The organism is Algibacter agarivorans (assembly GCF_039543245.1).
Lineage (GTDB): Bacteria > Bacteroidota > Bacteroidia > Flavobacteriales > Flavobacteriaceae > Algibacter_G > Algibacter_G agarivorans.
In genome coordinates this window covers 201,741-225,607 of sequence record NZ_BAABJJ010000014.1, presented here as the reverse complement: position 1 = coordinate 225,607, position 23,867 = coordinate 201,741, and the positions used below count along the sequence as shown (strand labels likewise).

The following is a 23,867-nucleotide window of genomic DNA, read 5'->3' as shown; positions in this document are numbered from 1 at the left end:
AATTTCAACTTCATTATTAAAAATTTGGCGCTCCAGTGTCCCACCATAGGCGAGTTCCAGCATTATCAGCACCTCCAAGTTTAGAGACTGCGCCTAAAACACCATCTGGATTTGTTGAAAGCTCACTATCTACAAATGGAATTCTCCTAATTTGTATATCGGTATCAACTGTACCGCCACTTTGGTTGCTAGCTACTGGGAAAATTTTAGGGTAACCTGTACGTCTAAATTCGCTCCAAGCCTCTTGTCCTTCTGGAAACATGGCAATCCATTTTTGAGTGATTATTTTTTCTAATCGTTCTTCATCACTTGCAGCGTCAGCCCAAGCAATAGTTACATCACTTAATGCTGCGATATTATTTACAGGGTTGATTGTATCGACATAATCTATAAAAGTAGATGAGTTATCTGCTGTATAACCAGCAGCTCCACTAACACCATGTTGATCGAATGATAATTGAATTCCTGTTTCATAGTTTGCTTGCGCATCTCCTGCTCCTGCCCAACCTCTTAATGCTGCTTCAGCTTTTAAGAAAGCTACTTCTGCGGCAGTCATTAATTGTACACTTGAGGTATGAATATTATCATTAAGTGCAGAATAATTAATATAATCAGCTTTTTGAGCTAATTCATCTGCGTAACCTGGTAATAATGGTAAACCACCTCTTACACCTTTAAGGTCTCCAGTAGCTACAGAATTATCAAAATAAGCATTACCTCTAGGGTCATTGTATCCAACTAATATAGATTCCATAGAAGCATTCATTCTAATATCTCCCCAAGAATTATCAATGGTTTGTAGCGGGTGATCTAAAGCACTATTTACAAAGAAACTATCTGTATTTGCTTCCATAACACCTAAGCTTTGACTTAAAGCTTTCTCTCCTTCAGCTTTAGCTTTAGCAGGATCTACTTTAGAGATTCGGATAGCTAAACGCAATCGTAATGAATTTGCTAATTTTACCCATTGTGCGTAATCTCCATCATAGGATAAATCAAAAGCTGTAAATCTTGGGCTATCAATATTAGCCATAAGGTTAGCTTCTGCTGTATCTAAATCTACAAAAAAGGCATTATAAACTTCTTGTTGAGAGTCATAGACCCCAGCGTTTGATAAGTCTCCAAAGTTAGTGTACACTATAGGTCCAAAAACATCTGTTACGCGATGCATTGCTGCAACTTTTAAAATTAATGCTGTACCATGAAATGTTGGAAAATCATCTTTTGTTAAGTCACTAATTGTTTGTACGTTATTCATAACATTAGAATAAGGTACATCCCAAATAAAACCATTCCAACCACTTACTAAGTTGTAAGTTGTATTGTTTGCACCAGACACAAATGGTCTTGGTGGCGTTTGATAACCTGAAAATACATCAGCATTCAAATTTTGCTGTAATTGGTAAGACCATGCTGGAGTATATTGGTAAATACTCTCAAAAATAGGTCTGTATTTTGAGCCTACATGTTGGAAGTCAACCTCCAACTGCTCTTGTGTAATATTTCTATCGTTTTCGTTAAATTGTTCTAAATCACTACACGATGTACTAACTAGACCCAATACAACTAAACATGCTAATATTTTACTTATATTTTTCATCATTTTAATTTTTTTTAGAATGTTAAATTAAGGTTCAGACCTATGCTTCTTGTTGATGGAAGCGCTAAAACATCTACGCCTTGTAACGAATTCCCTGTACTTAGAGATAGATTAGGATCATGTGGTGCATCTTTATAGAAGAAAAATAAATTGTTTCCTACCAAAGAAGCTTTAATTCTTGAAAAGAATGAATTTTCTGCAAGGTTGAAGTTATATCCTAAAGCAAATTCTGCTAATCTAACATTAGTTGCGCTATAAACATATTCTCCCGTAAATCCATTTCTACCACCTACTTTTCCATAATAATCTTGTGCAGATATTGTAGTAGCAGCACCATCGACTTGTACATTTACAGTGCCATTTGAAGTTTCTCTAGCTGAGTTGTTACTAAACCCTTCAACAATAGCTTCTGTCATACTCATAGTCTCGCCACCAAATTTCCCGTCAATTAAGAAATCTACAGTAAAGTTTTTATACTCAAAAGAGTTGTTCCAACCTAAAGTAAAATCTGGGTTAGCGTTTCCTACTTTTGTTAAACCATCAATTGTATTATCATCGTTTGCTATTACAGCATCACCTTCTATAATTGGTAAGCCATCTGCATTACGTCTTACAACTTGAGCATAAATATCTCCAAAAGAACCACCTTCAACTAAGTATGATCCAAATGTATTTACACCTTTAGCCGAAAGCGTAAAGAACTCAGGTTCTATTAAACCTTCTAATACTTGACCATTATAGATTTTTACAATCTTGTTTTTATTTGAAGCAAAGTTTACGTTTGTTGTCCATTTGAAATCTTCTTTTTGAATTGGAATAGCGAAAGCCGAAATCTCCAGACCTGAATTTGAAATTTCTCCTGAATTTAAGTAAGCTTGTGGCGCCCCAATAATAGATGCAGAAGTTGAAAAAGCGTAATACTGATCTACTGTTTTAGTGTTATAGTATCCTATATCAAAACCAACTCTATTATTATTAAATTTCCATTCCGTACCAATTTCAAAAGATTTTTGTCTTTCCGGTTTAGGTGTAGAACCTGGGAAAGGTTTGATAGGGCTTAGTGGATTTATACCGCCACCACCAAAAATAATGGTCTCGTCAGGGGTTATTTGATCTGCAGCAAAACCATTCCCTACTTCTGCATAAGATGCTCTTAATTTAGCAAATGATATACTTTCTGGTAATTCAAATAATTCACTTAAAACACCTGTTACACCTACAGATGGGTAAAAGAATGAATTGTTTGCTGCTGGCAAAGTAGAAGTCCAGTCATTTCTTGCTGTTAAATCAACAAAGATTCTATCATTAAAGCCTATTGTTGCACTTGCAAACACAGAGTTAACTCTAGTTTCTAAAGAATTTTGAGTAAAATTAACTGAAGGGTTACCATTAAAGTTTTGGTATGAAAATACATTTGCAAATTGCAAACCACCATTAGTTCCAGAATCTGCAACTAAGGACTCTGTAGTATTACGTGTTGTACTTGTTCCTACTATTGCTGAAAGAGAGGTGGTCTCATTAATTTGGGTGTTAATATTTGCAATAACATCGCCATATAATTGTGTGAAATCAGTTTCATTTACAATATATCTACCATTTAAAGGCGCTAAAGTGGCCTCAGTTGTAGCATAAATCTTTTTTTCGAAGCTAAATTGAGACTTATCATAAGTTCCTCTAGTTTGAAGTGATAACCAATCATTTATCTTGAAATTCAAATTTAAAGAGGCCACCAATTTATTATTAACATCTTTACTGGCATTACGGTTTATTACCCAATATGGGTTTTGTTCAATATCAGATGTGCCTCTAAACCAACGTTGAGCCATAATATTTCTATTAGGATCTAAAGCTTCAAAATTTGAATAATCAGATAAACTTTCTGTAGCAGACTCAAAAGCATAAGCACCAACAAGCGGATTAAAATACAATCCAGAAACTGGTCTGTTCTTTATGTTTTGCGTAGATGCCATTACACTAGCATTTGCAGTTACTTTACCATCAAAAAACTTAGCAGTTTCTCTAACATTAAAGGTATGCTGCTTTAACTCATTTGTTGGCAATACGCCTTCTGCGAATGTGTTACTGTAAGAAAAATACGTTTGTGCATTTTCAGTTCCACCAGATGCAGATATTGAGTTAATAGTAGTAATACCAGTATTTAAAAAATCGTCAATATTATCTTGTGTAGTATCATTAAAATCCATAGTATAAGCTGCGCTATCAACCGTTATGTTTGATGAGAAATCAACTTTAAAACTTCCAGATTTTCCTTTTTTAGTAGTGATTAATATAACACCGTTTAAACCAGCACTACCATATAATGCAGATGCAGATGCGCCTTTAAGTACCGTTAAAGATTCAATATCATCTGGATTTATTAATGCTAAAGCATCACCGCCATCTCGATTACCACCGCTAATATCACCAAAAGTTAGTGTTGGTTGGCTAGATGTGGGATTAGATAATGGCACCCCATCAACAACATAAAGTGGTTGATTGCTCCCTATAGAAGAGTTTCCTCTTAATGTTACTTTAACAGATCCACCGGCACCCGATGAACTACGTGAAATAGCAACACCAGCTACTTTACCCGATAAACTATTAATAGGGTTCGTTTGCTTAACCTTGTTTAACTCATCTGCATCAATGTCTTGCGCAGCATACGTTAAAGATTTTCTCGTTTTCTTGATGCCTAGTGCGGTTACTACAACTTCGTTAAGTTGCTCAGCGTCCTCTTCTAATTGTACGTTAATAACATTGGAGTCGCCAATAGTAATCTGAATAGTTGTCATGCCTACATAAGAAAAATTTAATACATCACCAACGGAGGCGGTTATTGAATAATTCCCATCAAAATCTGTTTGGGCACCATTAGTGGTTCCTTGTACAATAACATTAACTCCAGGAAGGGGAATGCCATCTGCTTTGGAGGTTACTGTTCCTGTAATCTCTAATTCCTGCGCAAAACTTATTTGTACAGTCAATAATAAGAAAGAAAACAAGAATAGTGTTCGTAAATTTTTTTTCATAATTTGATTATTTTGAGTTTTAAGTTGAGCCAAACTATTCATTATCAAAATAGTTTTAAAAAAAATTATATAAACGACATGGTTTTACACACAGACAACATTTTATGTTCGATAAGTGATTTTACCTAAATAAACAATAGTCAAATTAATTGCTAGTTAATGAATATATCACTAAAATTGCTCTAAATTAATAAGGTTTTAATAAAAAAATCTGTTTAAACTTAAGAATCATTTCATTGTTTAACAAGAAAATAGGCGATACAATTCCCATCAAATATCATGTGATATTTTGGTTGGGCTACTTCCTTTTTAATGTTGTGAGATGGGGAAGTTACTTTGATGATTACTGGTATTCATTGAAATCTAATTTAGTGGAATTTCCAATTCATATTATAATAGTATATATAAATGTCTATTATTTGATTCCTAAATTTATACTTCGGAAAAAATATTGGACTTATGTTTTATCGTTAGTCCTTATGTTAGCTTTGGTATATCTTGTTAGAACGGGCCTTAATTACCTTTTGGTTACAGAAGACATTTGGCCTGAGGCCGAAGATCCAGCAAATTTTTTGGAATTAAATCATATAATAGCCGTGGTACTAGGTGAATTATATGTAATTGGATTTGCTTCTGCTATTAAGCTCGTTATAGATTGGTCTATAGAAAAACGAAGAAGTGAAGATTTGGCAAAACTTCAAATGAGCACGGAGCTTAAGTATTTACGTACTCAAATACAGCCTCATTTCTTTTTTAATACTTTAAATAATTTATATGCTCTAACTCTAAACAAATCAGATAATGCGCCACGATTGGTTATTAAGTTATCCGATATGATGCAATATATTTTGTATGAAGTAAAAAGCTCTAAAGCAAGCTTATTGAAGGAAATAAACCATATAAATAATTTTATTGATATTGAACGCCTTCGGTTTGAAGATAGAGTGGATGCTGAAATTGATATTACCGGAGATATTGAAGACGTTTATGTACCTCCTTTGTTATTGCTTTCTTTTGTTGAAAATTGTTTTAAACATGGTATGAAAGAAAACGACAAATTAAAGATTAATATGAGTTTTGATGTTTTGAACAATGGCTATTTAGAATTTACTTTAGTCAATAATTTTAAGCCAAAAGCCTCGCAAGAAGATAGCCTAGGTATTGGTAACGAAAATGCTAAACGACGATTGAAATTACTGTTTTCAAACGATTTTATTTTAGACTCTAAAATTGAAGGAGATACCTATAACCTGTTCTTAAAAATTCCTGTCAAATGAAAATTAAGTGCATTATTATCGATGATGAGCCCCTAGCGATTTCTGTGATTGAAAATCATTTAAAGAATTTTGACCATATTGAAATTGTTGAAACATTTAATAATCCGTTAAAGGCGTATCGTGTTTTAGAGCAAGAAAAAATAGACCTTATTTTTCTAGATATAAATATGCCCCAAATGACGGGTTTTTCATTTATAGAAAACCTGAGTTACAAACCTTTAATTGTTATTACAACGGCCTATCGAGAATATGCCGTTAAAAGTTTCGAGCTTAATATTTTAGATTATTTGGTAAAACCAATTCCTTTCAATCGGTTTTTAAAAACCATAAATAAGGTATATCAACAGGTTTATGTTAGTAGCATCAAAACAGATGCTAGTTTACAGCAGGAACCACATATCTTTTTAAAAGTCAATAAAAAGCTTATCAAAATAAACCTAAACGATATCCTTTATATAGAAAGCCTTAAAGATTATATTAAGGTCATTACTACTTTAGGAGATTATGTGGTCCATAAATCGCTTACTGCTATAACCGAAGAATTACCACAATCAAATTTTATACGTATTCATCGGTCTTATACCATTTCAATCAATAAAGTTATTGCCCTAGAAGGTAATACCGTTGAAATTTCAAATAGAAAAATCCCGATAGGGCGCAATTATGTAAAACAAACCAAAGAGCGCATATTTAATATTAAAGACGATAAAGAAAATAAAAACTAACCATAAAAATAACATAAATAATTATGTCTAATACTCAAGAAATACCTTCAAAAAACAAAACCTTCATACCTATACTTATTATAGCTGGATTATTTTTTATTTTCGGATTTGTTACATGGATAAACGGTGCATTAATTCCATTTATGAAAACCATAAATGAATTGACCGATGCACAGTCCTATTTAGTAGCATCTGCATCGTATATTTCGTTTGTTGTTATGGCTTTACCAGCTTCTTATATTATAAACAAAATTGGTTATAGAAAGGGAATGTCGTTAGGATTAATAATAATGGCAATAGGAGCATTGGTTTTTATCCCTGCTGCTGAAGCTAGAACCTATTGGATGTTTTTAACAGCTATTTTTATACAAGGTACTGGTATGACTTTATTACAGACAGCCTCAAATCCTTACATAACTATTTTAGGGCCTATTGAAAGTGCAGCAAAGCGAATTGCTATTATGGGAATAGCAAATAAGGTAGCAGGAGGATTAGGTTCTGTAATATTTGGTGCCATTTTGTTATCAGGAATAGATGGGATTAAAGAAAAACTAATCCTTGTAGATGATGCTGAAAAAGCCAGCTTATTAGATGCTATGGCAGATAGTGTTGTAACTCCATATATAGTTATGGCAATTGTGTTGTTTTTATTAGGTATTTTAATTAGAAAAGCACCTCTGCCACATGTAGAGGCAGAACCAATTAAGGAAGAAAAATCTGGAGAAAAAACAAAATCAAGTATTTTTCAGTTTCCACATTTATGGCTGGGCGTTTTAGCACTGTTTGTTTATGTAGGCGTTGAGGTTATTGCTGGGGATACTATTATTTCATATGGAATTTCACTTGATATTCCTGTCGAGCAAGCTAAGTTTTTCACCTTATTTACATTAATGGCCATGGTGGCTACTTATGCTTTAGGCGTGTTTTTAATCCCTAAATATATAAGTCAAGCCTTAGCTTTAAAAGCAAGTGCTGTTTTAGGGATTTTATTGTCATTCTGTATAGTATTTACAAATGGTTTTACATCGGTACTATTCGTTGCTGCTTTAGGTATTGCAAACGCTCTGGTTTGGCCAGCCATTTGGCCACTGGCACTAACAGGTTTGGGTAAATTTACAAAAACAGCTTCGGCATTATTGATTATGGCTATTTCTGGTGGCGCTATTCTTCCGCCTTTATACGGCGCTTTAGTGGATAATAAAAAGGAAGGATTGTTGGCAAGTGGTGTAAACGAAGTGAATGCCATGGCAGAGGCGGCCTCTTTTGGGTATTGGATTTTATTGCCTTGCTATATTATCATTCTTTACTATGCGTTTTGGGGACATAAAGTTGGATTGAAAAAAGCGTAGTTAAAATAGACCTGTCAGGTTTTGAAAACCTGACAGGTCTCAGAAAATGAACTCCATTTATGAATACAACAAAACGTATCGAATCTGTTGATATTTTAAGAGGGTTTACTATTATGGCTATGATTTTGGTAAATACTCCAGGCGATTGGAGCCATGTATATGAACCTCTATTACATGCTGAATGGCATGGATTAACACCAACCGATTTAATATTTCCTTTTTTTTTATTCATTGTTGGAATCTCCATTTATTTCGCTTACAAGAATAAACCGAATAGTAAATCAACATATAAAAAGATAGCTATTAGGAGCTTAAAGCTTATAGGCTTAGGGTTGTTTCTAAATGTATTTTTACCTTATTTTCCTTTTATCCAAGATTTTGAAACCATGAGATTTCCGGGTGTTCTTCAACGCATAGGGATTGTGTTTTTTATTTCATCTGTATTATATCTTAATTGTAATTGGAAAAGTTTACTCGGTATTTCAATTTTTATTTTACTTGGATATTGGCTGTTTCTTGGGTACATGCCTTTCCCAAATCCAAACGATATAGCACCAACCTTTGATAGAGCTCCAAATAATTGGGCTAATTATATAGATTTAAATATTTTAGGAAAGCATATGTGGCAACCCGATTATGATCCAGAAGGTGTTATCAGTACAATTCCTGCAATTGCAACCTGTGTTTCAGGTGTTTTAATAGGTAAATTGTTAGATGGACTTGCTCAAATTAAACTATTGTTTTTTATAGCTTTTGGATTGTTAGCTTTAGGATATATTTTTAACATCTACTTTCCAATAAACAAAGCTATTTGGAGTAGTAGTTTTGTTTTGGTAACAAATGGTTGGGGTACTTTGATTCTTGCTATTATCTATTATCTAAAAGACATGAGGCAGTATAAATTCGGAACTGTTTTTAAATATGTTGGGATGAACGCTATTACTATTTATTTTTTGTCAAGCTTCATCTCTAAATCTATGTATTTAACTCAAGTTGGAGCAGATAGTAATATCCATTCACGGGTTTATAATACCGTATTTATACAAGATTTTGTAAGTCTTAAGTTTTCTTCATTATTATATGGACTTACCGTGACAATGTTCTATATAACACTGGCTTATTTAATGTATAAGAGAAAGATATTTATAAAAGTATAGAAAATGAGTTGCTTCTTTTTTAATCAAATTTAATAAACTGAAGTGAATCGTTATTTTTTCCAGCTATAATGTAATTTTTACCATCAACAGAGATAGGCTTTAAATCTTTTACATCACCACGTGTAAAAAACCCGCTTTCTGAAGATTCAATAGCTTTAAAATTTCCAATATTATTTCCCTTTAAAAACAACCCATACCCTGCATCGTTTCTTGGAGTCTCTACTTCAGAAGAAAATAAATTTCCTGCTATTAAAGCATCGAGGATCCCATCGTTATCGTAATCATCTACTAATATTGTATTGATACTAGAAATTTGTGCTTCTACGGGTAATTCATGACTAATAAATTTTCCGTCTTTATTTTCTAAATAAACACTAGCAAAAGATTTTACTTGATAGTGAATAGCAGATTCTAGAGCCTCCTTTTCGTAAACATCAACAAGTGTGGCATTAGAAAATGTCTCATAGTTTTTGAATTTTTCTTTAATCTCTGGAATTTGCTGCGATGAACATTCACGGCCTCGAACTGGATATTGCTTGCCTTCATTGTAATAACTTAATACAATATCTTTTTTGTTGTCGTTATCAAAATCATTTACATAAATATCAAAAGTTTCATCTTCTGTTGCTTTGTATTTATAATTTAAACCGTTATTTCCAACTATATAGTCCATATCACCATCGCCATCAAAATCACCCTGATTAATACTCCACCACCAACCTGTAGTGTCTTTATTAAGTCCCAGGTCTTCTGAAACTTCAATGAAAATTCCATTTGTATTTTTAAAAACTCGAATGGGCATCCATTCACCTACAATGATGATATCTTCTGCATTATCATTATTAAAATCGGTTACAATTGCTGCCGTAGCCATTCCTAAATTTTTAAACGCTTCCGCGGAAGCAATAGTAGCATCTTCAAATTTCACAACACCGTTTTCAGTTTTGTTTTCTAATAAATACGTATTAGCAGGAGCAGGATAATTTCCAGGAACTTGCCTGCCTAAAACCAGTAAATCTTGTTTTCCATCTTTGTTAAAATCAAGATTATAGACCTTTGAACCACTTGTAATCATTTCAGGAAGTGTGCTTGATTTTGTGAAGTTTCCTGAACCATCATTCACATAAAGTCTGTCTTGAAGCATTTTAGATTTAGGTGAAAACTCATAACCACCACTAACTACATACAAATCGTTGTCGCCATCATTATCAGCATCAAAAATTAATGCTCCAACGTCTTCACTAAGTTTATCATCTTCTAGGAAGATGCTTTCTTGCTTTTCAAATCCATTTTCAGTCTGAAAAAACAAACTTCCTATCCTGTTAAACGCACCTCCAACAAAGTAATCATCCAGTCCATCGTTGTTTAAATCGCCTACCGTAAGTGCTGGACCAAAGGTTGACATTTTATGAGGCAGTAATACTTGGTATTTAAAATCATCAAAAGTGTTTTCGTCGTGTTTGTGCTGAGGAAAAACATCTATTATATTCGAATCAAATAATGATTTTTTTTGATTAATAATTTCATTTTCTTGACTAGCATCGGTATGTTTTAAAGTGATTTTTTGGTTAACAAAAATATTAGATTTAGTCTCTATTTTACCATCTGTCCAAACGACTTTTAATTCATCAATTTTTTCAGATTGACCTAAACCGAAGTGCAATTCTGGAGCTACAGAAGATTGGAAACCACGTGTTAGAGTCAACTCCTGCATTTGTATTTCTCCATTTGCAGTGATAAAAACACGATTTCCTAAACCTAATTTATTATTAGAAACACCTTCAAAATTTATAGTGATATAATTATTAGTTTCTGAACTGTTGTTTTGAAAAACTGAAGCTTTATCGTCAATATTATTTGTGATGATTTCTAAATCACCATCATTATCTAAATCGGCGTAAGCTACACCATTTGAAAAACCTTTAAACTCGATTCCCCAATCATTATTGGCTTGTTTAAAGTTTAAATTTCCGTTGTTTTTATAAATGAAATTATCAATGCGCTCTGAAGGAATTTTTAAGCTCATCTCTAAAGTTTTGTCACTATCAATAGTAAATGCATCATCAATTTGATTGAAAAAATCGCGATTGTTAACTTCACGACGTGTCCCGTTGGAAACGAATAAGTCCTTTAACCCATCATTATCAAAATCGGCAAAAAGTGGCCCCCAGCTCCAGTCTGTGGACGACACGCCTGTAATTCTGGACACATTTGAGAAAAATGGATTTCCTTCCTCGAAAACTCCCGTATTCATCTGCAAACAATTCTGCATGTATTGGTAATGAAAACCAGCATCTACAACACCCCAAAACAAATCAGGGTTCATACCTGCCATATTTGCTTTTTTGCGCCTGTTGGTTTTGGCGTCCATATCTACTTGAAAAACATCTAAGTTTCCATCATTATTAAAGTCAGAAATATCAACACCCATACCATAAAAAGCCGTATGCGACGTTGCTTCTTTTATAACTTCTCTAAACGTACCATCTTGATTGTTCATATATAAATAATCAGGAGAAGCGAAGTCGTTTGAAATATAAAGATCTGGCCAGGAGTCATTATTCAAATCGCCAACGGTGGCACTTAAGGTTAAGCCAAAACTTTTAACACCAGATTCATCTGTAACATCTACAAAACTAGAGCCATCATTTCTATATAAATGGTCAGTTTCAACGTTGCTTACAGTTTTCATTTTTTGCTCATAAACATAAACCGAAGCATTGAATTTTGTAATGGGATAGTTGGCTACATACACATCTAAATCCCCATCTTTATCATAATCAAAAAAAGTAGCTTGCACGCTATTTCCAATATCTGCTAAACCGTATTCTTGAGCTTTTTCAGAAAACGTTCCATCTTGATTGTTGATGAATAATTGATTTTCTTTAGGGCCAGATTTTCCTGCCACAGAACAATAAATATCCAAAAAACCATCAGCATTTACATCTCCCATGGTTACTCCGGTATACCATCTTTTATCTCCTGAAATACCTGCCTTTTCAGTAATATCTTCAAATTTAAGATTGCCTTTGTTTAAGTATAATTTATTAGATACTTGGTTTCCTGTGAAGAAAACATCTTTTAAGCCATCGTTATTGATATCGCCAACAGCAACACCACCGCCCATGTATAAATAAGAATAGGTAAAGTAATTTAAGCTATCGTTTTCAGTAAGTGTGTTTGAAAAATTTATCCTAGAAATTGAAGCATCAAGAGTTTCAAAAATTTGTTTTGACGAAGTTGTCCCCCCTTCTTTTTCACAATTAAAAAAAAGTATCAATACAAATAAACAAGTTACTAGTTTTAACGTTCTATTTTTCATGTTACCAATATGGATTTTATTCAAATTCTTCGTTGTAATATGTTGATGCATCTTGTAAAAATAGTTCTAGATTTTCTACTTCTGAAGCGATACGTTTGGAATCCCAATTTAAATAATTTGCACAATCATCGGAAATGATTTTCATATACTTTTTCACACTAGGGATATTAAAGTACAATCGACCCGTTCTGCGCACAAAAAAATCTGTTAAACTATTAGTCATTTCGTGATGCATACCGTACCAAAGTTCGGCTCTAATTAATCGTTCTAAAGCATCTTTATTATCGAATGTTTTTGATTTATCGATAATAATATCCGATTGTTTACCATAGGTTGTGCACAAATACCAAGCATGATAAGCATCTGAAATATCCAATTCTAGAAGTTTTATTTCTAATTCTTTTTGATAAATTTCTACGTTATGTGAATTTTCAAGTGAAGGGCTAACCAAAGGAATTTTTTCTGTTTCAGACTTTTTTAAGTCTTTTTTTTGCTTACTCTTCATGGTTTTTAAAACCGCTTCAATCACACGGTCTGCCATTCTACGATACCCTGTAAGTTTTCCTCCAGCTATAGAAATCAATCCGCTTTCAGAAATAAACAATTCATCTTTTCTTGATAATTCAGAAGGGTCTTTATCTTCTTCATGGATTAATGGTCTTAAGCCTGCCCAGTTAGATTCAATATCATTAATAGATAAATTAACGTCTGGAAATGTAGCATTTATGGCATTTAATAAATATTCAGCATCGTCTTTAGTGGCAACAACACGGTCTAAATTTCCTGAATAATTTGTATCGGTAGTACCAACATATGTGGCGCGACCTCTTGGAATGGCGAAAATCATTCTACCATCAGGCACATCAAAATAAAGCGGTTGCTTTACGGGTAGTTTTTTAAACGGAAATACTATATGAACGCCTTTGGTTAAATGTAAATATTTATTGTTCATGGAATGGTCTTTGGCACGTAATTTATCCACCCAAGGACCAGCAGCAGACACATAATTCCTTGCTTTTATTTTAACCGTATTTCCTGTATTTCCATCTATACAATTCAGACTTTTAATTTTAGAATCATCATTGTAATTAAATGATTCCATTTTGCAATAATTAATGATGGTTGCTCCAAAAGATGCTGCTTTTTTTAATATTTCGATAGTCAATCGAGCATCATCTGTTCTATATTCTGCATAAAGACCGCTGCCTAAAACGGCATCTTTATTAAGTAAAGATTCTTTCTCTAAAGTTTCTTCTTTATTCAGCATGCGGCGTCTGTCATCGCCTTTCACATCAGCTAAAAAGTCGTAAACTTTCAGTCCGATGGAGGTCATCATTTTTCCATAAGTACCGCCTTCAACTAAAGGCAATAACATTTTTTCAGGAATGACTAAATGTGGAGCTAATTTATGAACTATGGCACGCTCAGAACCTGATTCGCGTACTAAACCAATTTCAAATTGTTTGAGGTAACGTAATCCACCATGAATTAATTTTGTAGATTTATTACTGGTGCCTGAGGCAAAATCATTTTTTTCTACAAGACAAACTTTTAAACCACGAGAAGCTGCATCTAAAGCTATTCCTGCCCCTGTAACACCACCACCAATAATGGCTAAATCAAATTTTGTACTTTGTAATTTTTCGATTTGAGCCGTTCTATTTAAAACTGAAAATTCTATGGTTTTTTCCATCTCCAACATCTTACTTTCTTTTTGTTCGTTTAATAGCTTTTTTCCAGCCTTTATATTTATTTTTTCTTGTTTTCTTATCCATTTTGGGAGTAAAAACAGTATCTATTTCTCTTATTTGTGCAATGTCCTTTTTTGTCCAAATCCCTGCTTTTATACCTGCTAATAGTGCCGCTCCAAAAGCGGTAACTTCAATCATTTTAGGTCTGTCAACTTCTACATTTAACAAATCTGATTGAAATTGCATCAAGTAGTTGTTTGTGCTTGCACCTCCATCTACTTTTAAAGTTACCATTTTTTTATTGCTATCCTTTTCCATAGCGCCAATAACATCTTTGGTTTGATATGCTAAGGCTTCAACAGTTGCTTTAATAAGTTCTTCTCGTCCTGTATCTAGCGTCATGCCGTAAATACTACCTTTTGCTTTGCCGTCCCAATGTGGAGCGCCCAAACCAGCAAAAGCGGGCACTACATACACGTTTTTTAATGGTGGAATGCTATTGCAAATGGCTTCTGTATCACTAACATTTTCTATAATTTTCATGCGGTCTCTAAGCCATTGAATGGAAGCACCTCCTGCAAAAACACTGCCTTCTAAAGCATAATTTATTGGTTCAGAATCTAAGCTACAGGTAAGTGTTGTAAGCAATCCTTTTTTAGATTTCACTTGCTTTGTTCCTGTATTTAAAAGAATGAAACAACCTGTACCAAAAGTGCTTTTTGCAATACCTGCTTCAAATCCGCCTTGCCCAAATAACGCCGATTGTTGGTCGCCAGCAACACCATAAATTGGAATTTTATTCCCTTTATAATCTATAGTTCCAAAATCTGAAGATGACGTTTGAACTTTTGGTAATAAAGATTGGGGGATGTTTAATTCGTTTAATAATTTTTTATCCCAATCTAATTTTTTGATATTATAAATCATGGTACGCGATGCATTGGTATGGTCGGTAACATGTTTTTTTCCGTTTGTGAATTTATAAATTAGCCAAGAATCAATGGTGCCGAACATTAATTGACCAGCTTCTGCTTTGTCTTGCGCCCCTTTAACATAATCTAAAATCCATTTTAATTTGGTGCCAGAAAAATAAGAATCTATGACTAATCCTGTGTTCTTTTTGATATAATTTGAAAGCCCTTTGTCTTCTATATTTTTACAGATATCAGTGGTTCGTTTATCTAACCAAACAATAGCTTTATGAATGGGTTTTCCTGTTTCTCTATCCCAAACAACGGTGGTTTCTCTTTGGTTAGTAATGCCAATTGCCGCAATGTCTTTTGGATTAATTCCTGAATCTGAAACCGCTTGGTTAAAAGTCTCTAATTGGTCGTTATATATTTCTAAAGCATCATGTTCTACCCATCCAGGTTGCGGATAATATTGCTTTAATTCTTTTTGTGAAATTGAAACGATTGCACCTTTTTCATCAAAAACAATGGTTCTAGTGCTTGTAGTACCTTGATCGAAGGCTATAACATATTTTTTGTTCATGTTTTGCAGTTTTCAATTTAAAAAATTAAATAGGTGCTTAATACTAAAATAGTAATAGCTACACCAACTACTTTGGCATACTTCCAAGGTGTAATATCAATTTCGTCTGTAATTTTAGGAGTGTACACATTTTTATTAGGGAAGAGATTACCCATTATTAACATGAACCCTACATTAATTACGAATAAAATACCCATAATATGTAAGAAATGTGGATATGCTTTTGCTTTTATAATGCTCAGCTCCTTAGCATCTGTAATGCCGTTTGCAGCAGCTTCTGCTAAAGCGGCGTCCACAAAATGCGGACTAAGTACAAACTGACTTATTAAATACATCATTACGCCAACGGTTAATACAATTTTTGCGCCCAAAGCTGGCACATTTTTGGTTGCCATACCAACAGCAACAACTGCTAAAATTGGCACACTTAAACTACCTAAAGATTCTTGAATGTATGAAAATAAACCATCTGGAGCGTTTGCAATAAATGGTGCGATACTCATAGAAATCAATGCGAGTAAAAGACCAAATACCTTTCCGGCTTTTACCATTTTGAGTTCGGAAGCATTTTTATTGAAATATTGACGATATAAATCGACTCCAAATAGCGTTGAACTGCTATTTAATAAACTATTAAAAGAACTTAAAATTGCTCCAAATAACACAGCGGCAAAAAATCCTAAGAATGCCCCTGGCAATACTTTTCTAACCAAAGCAGGGTATGCTTGGTCTGCATTTTTCAAATCATTCCCAAAAACATGCCACGCAATAACACCTGGTAGTACTACAATTATAGGGATTAAGAATTTTACAAATCCTGCCAATATCATTCCTTTTTGCCCATCGGCTAAACTTTTAGCACCAAATACACGTTGTAAAATAGACTGATTTGTGCCCCAATAATACATTTGGGCAATCATCATTCCTGTGAAAATCGTGCTGAACGGTATAAAAGAGTCTATCTCGCCTTTAGCATTAAATTTTTCGGGGTTTTCTGTCCATAATTCACTTAAACCATCTGAAACACTACCGTCTCCAATAAGCATCAAGCCAAAAACCGGAATTAAAAGCCCCCCAATTAATAGTCCAATGGCGTTTACCAAATCTGAAACAGCTACAGCTTTGAGTCCACCAAAAATGGCATAAATAGAACCAATAATACCTATAGACCAAACGCATATCCAAATAACTACAGATTGTGATATTCCTAAGGTTTCAGATAAATCGAACATGGTGCTAAATGCTAAAGAACCTGAATATAAAATGGTTGGTAGCAATACGATACCAAATGCCACTAAAAAGAGAATGGATAATATAGATTTTGTTTGTGCATCAAAACGTTCCTGAACAAACTCTGGTATGGTAGTAATTCCCGAACGCATATATTTTGGCAACAAATAAATGGCTGTAACTATCATAGAAATAGCAGCTAATGTTTCCCAAGCCATTACCAAAACGCCTTGTGCAAACGACTGTCCGTTAAGTCCAACAATTTGTTCTGCAGAAAGGTTAGTTAAAAGCAAAGAGCCTGCAATGGTTATTGCGCCAAGACTTCTGCCTCCAAGGTAATAACCATCGGCTGAATTTTCATCAGTCTTGCGGGTTGCATACCACGCAATAAAGGCTACCAATAAGGTGAATCCAAGAAATGAAACAATTGATAGCGTATCCATAAGTTGTTATTTGTTTAAAGTTAGTTGAACTAAACCGCATACTGGGACATTAATTTCAATAATACCTTTGTTTAATTTTATATTTATTTCCTTTACTAAATCTCCTTTGCATTTGAATATACGGCAATTATAGCTTCCAAAATCCGCATCAGTTTTAATTATAACACTGTTTGATAATTTTGCATTTAGAATATCAATACTATCAAATGATTTATCAAGTTGAGCAACATGGTCATCATGTAAACCAATAAGCAGTTTTTCATCATTGCTCACTTTTTGAATAGGATAATTGGCTAAGGGTCTATAAGGTGTAAAATGTCCTTGAGTGATTAATTTTTTGTTTGAATTCCAATATTCTGTGTAAAACTTCACCATTTCTAAATGGTCTTTAGGAATGTCTTTAAGAACCACTGAAATTTGAGGCACACCAAAAAGCGTGTTTACCATTTGTAAAGCAGCTACTTCTAAATCTTCATCATTATGCCAAGTAATCATATCAGAATGAACAGCGGTATTTCCAGCTAACATTCTAATATCTGCAATTCGAACACGGTTCATAGTAGCATCTCCAGGACAATCAAATGCTCTGAACATATTACCATATTTTCTCATGGCAGGACCAACATATTTTTGTCTGAATTCTATAAAAACTTCAGGGTTAATATTTTTTAGAGTTGTAATGACGTCTGTTAATAATCTATCAACGGCTGCATTAATGGAAATAAAATCCATGTCATCATTAGCTTCTGGTGTGTCACCATACAATCTGAAATCATCAATAAAATCGAGTTTAAAACCATCTAAATCCCAATCAACTATTGCATTTTTATAAATATTGATAAGGTATTGCCTAACTTCAGGATAACGTGGGTCAAAAACAGGTGCCCAACGATGGTTTTCGGTTAAAAATTTTCCTTTAAAACGCTTATATGCCTTTGATTTTTTTCCGCAGAAAGGTACTGAATACCAAAAACCAATTTTCATACCTGTAGCATGAATATCTTCAACAAATGCTTTGGTTTTATTTAAACGTTCTGGTTCCCAATCGCCTGTAAAATCATAACCTCTATTACCGTCATTGGTTTGCCAGCCGTCATCTATAATAATAGCTCTATAACCTAAGCTGTAAGCTGTTTTACATTCTTCAATTAAAACATTTTCTTCTAAAGTTTGATGAAAATTGTACCAAGTAGAATATAATGGTGCTAGTGCAATATCTGGAACAGAAGTTGGTTTTAAATTATCAAAAGTCTCCCACCATTTTGATACTTCTTTTAATGCTTCAGAAAAGTGTTTTTCGCCTTCATCGATTCTTAACTGAATGTTGTAATTGTCTATTTTAGAGTGTTGTTCTAAAAACAAAGTAACATGGCAGTAGAAAAAATCATCTTCTTCTCTAATTTCGGCATTAAGTTCTAACTTATTAATGGCATTAGAACAGGCAAACGTATGACGATTACTATCATCATGACCAAACAAACTAATAACTGGCGCATCAATTGAGACTCTAGATTCCATGTGATCTAGTTCCCAATCTGCTTGAATACGTTTAGCAAAATCTGTTGTTGGTTTCCAAACACCTTTTACATTATGTGCAGGAATCTTCCATTTAAGCGTTAATGGTTCAGGTTTTTTTGGTGTATCAGAAGTGATTTGAATGTTAAATATGGATACATTCGAATTTTCAGAAACAGTAATTATTTCAGTTTTAAAATTATTACACCCACTTTTTATAGTGATGTCTTTTTTGGATATAGTATCGACAGTTTGTGTCATGTTACTAATAGAAATTGATAATTAATGTCATGTTTTTTGAAATATACTTTGCACAATTGATTTGAGTAAAAGCCGAGTCAAACTAAAAACTCGGCCTTTATTCAATCAAACTAAACTAAATCAAATATTTTATTCATAACCAGGATTTTGGTCAAGGGTTGGATTTGCATCTCTTTCAGAGTTTGGAATCCATATTAATTCATGTTTTCCGTTTTCAAAAGATCCACCACTTAAAGATTTTGGATGAGCACCATGTAAAGACGTTGCTCCCATATAATCATCAGCAAGTCCCCAACGTACCAAATCAAAGAAACGGTGTCCTTCACCTGCTAATTCCATAGCGCGCTCTTCGATAATTGCTTGACGCATATCGGCTTGGCTTATTGTTGGATTTGTATCTGCAATTAATGATAATCCTGCTCTATCTCTAACCTCATCGAAATGAGGTATAGCCTCAGCAGTACTACCATCTTCATTTAAGGCTTCTGCTAACATTAGCAACACATCAGCATAACGAATTATTCTCCAGTTGTTACCTACGTTAGTTCCTAGAAAGTCAACTGCATCTCTTTCTCCTAAATCCATTCCAGAATATTTTCTTGAAAAAATAGGCTCAACTCCAGCATCATTAGCCGCAATAATATCATCAACCATATCTGTTGCAAATGCAACACCTCCATATCCAGTAGCACCAGGATAATCATAAACTAATGTTTCATTTCTACGTGCCGTATCTCCGTTAGCTTCAAATAAATCTTTTAACCAAGGGTTTACAACATGACTTCTATCAGGTGATTTAGAAGGTGGTGCATAATCAATATGGAAATTCCCCATACTTCCAGTACCAGGGATATCAGACCCCCATACAAATGTATCTTGCCCTAAAAATTGCAATTCGAATACCGATTCACTATTATTTTCGTTGGTCGTTGTAAAGTTATCTCCAAATTGAGCAGCTGGCAATAAACTATATTTACCCACTAAACTGTTTAAGGCTGTAGCTGCAAGCCCATATTCTTTCATGAATAAATAACTTTTTCCTTTTAGAGCTGTTGCAGCACCAGATGTAGGTCTTCCTAAATTGTCTCCTGTCCAGTTTTCAGGTAACATGCTTTCGGCCATTTCTAAATCTGAGATGATTTGCTTCCAAACGGCATCAGTGTTTACTTGCTTTACCAACAGATTATCTAAATCTGGTAAGTCTGTAATTAACGGTACATTACCATATAAGTTTGCTAAGTACCAATAATCAAAAGCTCTTAAAAAATAAGCTTGACCAACTAAATTTTCTCTAGTTGTTGTATCTGAAATACCTTCTTCAGTAACATTAATAATGATGTTGTTACATCTAGCAATCGATTTGTAAAGCTCTTGCCAAGGCTCTGTTGCCCAACGATCTCCCGGGTTTCCTTGAAAGGTTGACATTGCCGTATTAGAACCAAATGGAAATACGTTGAATTCATCTGAACGTAACATGGCGCCTGTATGCACAATTCTACCCCAGAAAAAAGTTCCTGTTATTGGGTGAAAGGCACCATTTATTGCAGATTCTACTTGCTCGACAGAAGTACCAAAGTTTGCTGTTGAAGTAGCATTGTTGTTATTCTGATCTAAAATATCATCAGAACAAGCAACACCAATTGTCATTAATAACGTTGTCGCTATTATGCCTAAAGAGGACTTTATTTTTATTAAATTTTTCATATTCTATATTTTTAAAACTTAGCTTGTAAACCTAACATGAATGTTCTTGCATTTGGATATGCTCTTTGGTCTAACCCTCTACCCAGTAAAGGGTTTACATCTGATCTTACGCCTGGTACACCAGAGTTAATATTGGCTCTACCGCTATTTGTTGATGCCACATCTGGATCGTAACCTGTATATTCAGTAATTACAAAAACGTTTTGAACGTTTAATGATAACCTTACGCTTTTAATCCAATCTACACCAAGGGCATCTTCACCAAAATTGTAACCAATTTCCATGTTTTTAAGTCTGAAGTAAGATCCGTTTTCTACAAAGAATGAAGATGGTTCTTTATTTCCTGCAGAGTCATCAACAGAAGCTCTAGGAATGCTAGTATCTGTATTACTAGGTGTCCAAGAATTTAAAACATCTGTTAGTTTACCACCATCTTGCCATAAGATATTGTAATATCTACTTAAGTTATAAATTTCATTACCAGAAACCCCATTGAAATTTAAAGCAATATCGAATTTTTTGTATTTCCCGTTGAAATTAAGACCATAAGTAAAGTCTGGAGTTGGATTACCAATAATAGTTTGATCGTCAGATGTTATACCAGCAACACCATCTGTATCTACTCTAATAAAATCTCCTGTTGCAGGGTCAACTTTATCTTCAACAATGTAACCGTAAAATGCGCCTACAGGACCGTTAGCTTCAGTTCTATTAACTACACGTAAATCTTCATCAATTCCAGGACCTAATATAGTTGCAGGAATATCTTTTGCTTCATTTTTAAGGTTGAACGAAAAGTTTGTACCTACGCTATAAGTGAAGTCGCCTTCAGATTTTCTGTACGTTACATCAAATTCAAAACCATTGTTTACCAATGTACCCGCATTTCTAGTTACAGGTAAACTTACCCCTGCCGTTGAAGGAATACTAATTGGAACTAGAGCATCTTCAACATCTTTTGAATAATAATCTGCTGAAAGTGTAAGCGCACTATTTAGTAAAGACATATCAACACCAATATCGAATGTTTTTGTGGTTTCCCAAACTAGATTCTCATCAGCTAAAGTTGTTTGTGCTAAACCATTAGCAGTTCCGCCACCAAAACTTGTGTTAGATTGGTTGGCTAGAAACACTGCTTGTGTTGGATAAAACACATCAGGATAAGATCCTAATTCACCATAAGACACTCTTAATTTGAAGAAATTGATAGTTTCAGATTTCCAGAAATCTTCGTTTGAAATATTCCATCCTGCAGAAACCGCTGGGAAGTAACCTACTTGATTCGCTTTTGCAAATCTAGAAGAGGCATCACGTCTTAACGTTCCAGAAAATAAATATTTATCATTATAATTATAGTTTAATCTTCCAAAATAAGATATCAAACCTGCTTCACTATCTTGACCTAATAATATATTTTGATCGTTTGAAGGTAAAGCACCAACGACTCTAATGCTGTTTGCCGGCGTACCTTGACCGTAAATACCGCTACTATTTTGATTTTCAATAAAGCGCGTATAACCAACTACTGCTGATACCTTATGAACATCATCAAACGTTTTATTATAAGATAACGTTGGTTCAAATAATAGATTAACGTCTTCTTGATTAAATTCAGTAAGATCATTTAAATCATTCACGTTTCTTACAGCATCAACAGTGCTCATAAAGTATGTTGGTGTGAATTGAAAGCGTTTTTGAGTTGTATAATCAACACCTAAATTAATAGCAGCTGTTAATTCTTCAGTAATTTCATAATCTAATTTTAAACTTGCAAAAAGTGTGCGTGTAGTTTCTAAATTGTCTTCTAAAGACGCCAATGCAAATTGGTTAACACCTCCAGGACCGTGTATATCAGCTGAAGGCGCTTCAAAGCCACCATCGTTAGCAGCATTTCTTAAAGCCACTGTTGGAGCAGTAGTACCATCAAAGCCATACCAGTTGTTCTCTTGTAATTTCCCTTCTGCCAAACCTAAAGATTGAGTTAATTTGAATTTACCAAATTCATGGCTGCTATTAAACCTTGCATTTAATCTTTTAAATCCAGAACCTACTAATATACCATCTTGATTAAAATAGTTTATTGAAGAAAAGAAAGATGATTTTTCACCACCACCAGATATAGATAATCCGTAATCTTCAATAATTCCGCTTTGTAAATTTTCATCTTGCCAATCGGTATTCACGCCATTAAACGAAACATTTGAAGAACTTCCATCGTTTGCAAAACGTTGATTTAAATAATCGGTGTATTGTTGCCCGTTTATAAAATCCAGTTTTTTACTTGGTGTATCAAAACCTATTCTAGAGTTGAAAGTAACTTCTAAATCTCTATTTTTTCTACCGTGATTTGTTTTAATTAAAACCACACCATTAGCAGCTCTAGAACCATAAATTGCAGCAGCAGCAGCATCTTTAAGTACAGAGATGTTTTCAATATCTTGTGGATTAACATAACTCATATCATCAACAAACAAACCATCAACAATATATAATGGATCTGCGTTACTTAAAGAGTTTACCCCTCTAATAAAAACGTTTCCTTTAGCTCCAGGTTTACCTCCTGGGTTTTCTACCTGAATACCAGTTAGTTTTCCTTGTAGTGCCGAGGTAGGGTTACCAGCTACAGTTGTTGCAATAGCGTCGCCTTTTATAGTACCAACAGAACCCGTAAGTTCTCTTTTGTTAGAGGTACCATAACCTACAATAACTACTTCGTCTAAAGAAGCAGCATCTTCAACTAATACCACATTTATAGTGGTTTGATTTCCAATAGTAACTTCCTGCGTTTTATAGCCTACATAGCTAAAAACAATAATGTCAGTTGAACTAACATCGTTCAAGGAATAGTTTCCGTCAAAATCTGTTGTTGAACCATTGCTGGTGTTTTTAACAATGATGTTTACCCCAGGAAGCGGAAATTCACCATCTGTAACTGTTCCTGATACAGTTGATGTTTGAGCAATAGCATTAATCCCAGATAGGGAAAAGACTAAGCAAAACAATAGTCTTAGTACGTTTTTTTTCATAAGTTAATAATTAAGTTAGTTTTATTTGTGATACAGTATGCTAC

13 protein-coding genes are annotated in these 23,867 nt (G+C 33.9%); 4 read left to right on the top strand and 9 right to left on the bottom strand.

Annotated elements, in window-relative coordinates; translation table 11 throughout:
* Positions 1–16: 16 nt before the first annotated feature.
* Complete coding sequence (locus ABD935_RS07380; RefSeq protein WP_345191127.1) at positions 17–1,603, bottom strand: RagB/SusD family nutrient uptake outer membrane protein; 1,587 nt, start codon at positions 1,601–1,603, stop codon at positions 17–19.
* 11 nt (positions 1,604–1,614) lie between these two features.
* The gene (locus ABD935_RS07375; protein ID WP_345191126.1) at positions 1,615–4,629 is read right to left on the bottom strand and encodes a TonB-dependent receptor domain-containing protein; all 3,015 of its coding nucleotides are present in this window, start codon (positions 4,627–4,629) and stop codon (positions 1,615–1,617) included.
* 236 nt (positions 4,630–4,865) lie between these two features.
* Between ABD935_RS07375 and ABD935_RS07370 the strand changes: the two genes are divergently transcribed.
* The 4 genes from ABD935_RS07370 to ABD935_RS07355 are packed head-to-tail and all read left to right on the top strand — an operon-like array spanning position 4,866 to position 9,137.
* Complete coding sequence (locus ABD935_RS07370; protein ID WP_345191125.1) at positions 4,866–5,906, top strand: sensor histidine kinase; 1,041 nt, start codon at positions 4,866–4,868, stop codon at positions 5,904–5,906.
* Positions 5,903–6,631, top strand: coding sequence for a LytR/AlgR family response regulator transcription factor (locus ABD935_RS07365; protein ID WP_345191124.1), 729 nt, complete (start codon positions 5,903–5,905; stop codon positions 6,629–6,631). Before ABD935_RS07370 ends, ABD935_RS07365 begins: the two co-directional genes overlap by 4 nt.
* Positions 6,632–6,654: 23 nt before the next feature.
* Complete coding sequence (locus tag ABD935_RS07360) at positions 6,655–7,980, top strand: sugar MFS transporter (RefSeq protein ID WP_345191123.1); 1,326 nt, start codon at positions 6,655–6,657, stop codon at positions 7,978–7,980.
* A 59-nt stretch (positions 7,981–8,039) separates the two neighbouring features.
* The gene (locus ABD935_RS07355) at positions 8,040–9,137 is read left to right on the top strand and encodes an acyltransferase family protein (protein WP_345191121.1); all 1,098 of its coding nucleotides are present in this window, start codon (positions 8,040–8,042) and stop codon (positions 9,135–9,137) included.
* A gap of 19 nt (positions 9,138–9,156) precedes the next feature.
* Here ABD935_RS07355 and ABD935_RS07350 read toward each other — a convergent pair whose 3' ends face one another.
* The 7 genes from ABD935_RS07350 to ABD935_RS07320 form a co-directional block, all read right to left on the bottom strand.
* Positions 9,157–12,459, bottom strand: a complete 3,303-nt coding sequence (locus ABD935_RS07350) for a CRTAC1 family protein (RefSeq protein ID WP_345191120.1) — start codon at positions 12,457–12,459, stop codon at positions 9,157–9,159.
* A 16-nt stretch (positions 12,460–12,475) separates the two neighbouring features.
* On the bottom strand, positions 12,476–14,152 hold the full coding sequence (locus tag ABD935_RS07345) for a glycerol-3-phosphate dehydrogenase/oxidase (RefSeq protein WP_345191118.1): 1,677 nt from the start codon (positions 14,150–14,152) through the stop codon (positions 12,476–12,478).
* 10 nt (positions 14,153–14,162) lie between these two features.
* The gene (gene glpK / locus ABD935_RS07340; RefSeq protein WP_345191117.1) at positions 14,163–15,644 is read right to left on the bottom strand and encodes a glycerol kinase GlpK; all 1,482 of its coding nucleotides are present in this window, start codon (positions 15,642–15,644) and stop codon (positions 14,163–14,165) included.
* Between the two features lie 17 nt (positions 15,645–15,661).
* Entirely contained in the window at positions 15,662–17,317 is a 1,656-nt protein-coding gene (locus ABD935_RS07335) for a solute:sodium symporter family transporter (protein ID WP_345191115.1), read from the bottom strand.
* Positions 17,318–17,323: 6 nt separating this feature from the next.
* The gene (locus ABD935_RS07330; RefSeq protein ID WP_345191114.1) at positions 17,324–19,093 is read right to left on the bottom strand and encodes a glycoside hydrolase family 36 protein; all 1,770 of its coding nucleotides are present in this window, start codon (positions 19,091–19,093) and stop codon (positions 17,324–17,326) included.
* A 129-nt stretch (positions 19,094–19,222) separates the two neighbouring features.
* Positions 19,223–20,797, bottom strand: coding sequence for a RagB/SusD family nutrient uptake outer membrane protein (locus tag ABD935_RS07325; protein WP_345191113.1), 1,575 nt, complete (start codon positions 20,795–20,797; stop codon positions 19,223–19,225).
* 11 nt (positions 20,798–20,808) lie between these two features.
* The gene (locus ABD935_RS07320; protein WP_345191112.1) at positions 20,809–23,823 is read right to left on the bottom strand and encodes a SusC/RagA family TonB-linked outer membrane protein; all 3,015 of its coding nucleotides are present in this window, start codon (positions 23,821–23,823) and stop codon (positions 20,809–20,811) included.
* Between the last annotated feature and the right edge of the window lie 44 nt (positions 23,824–23,867).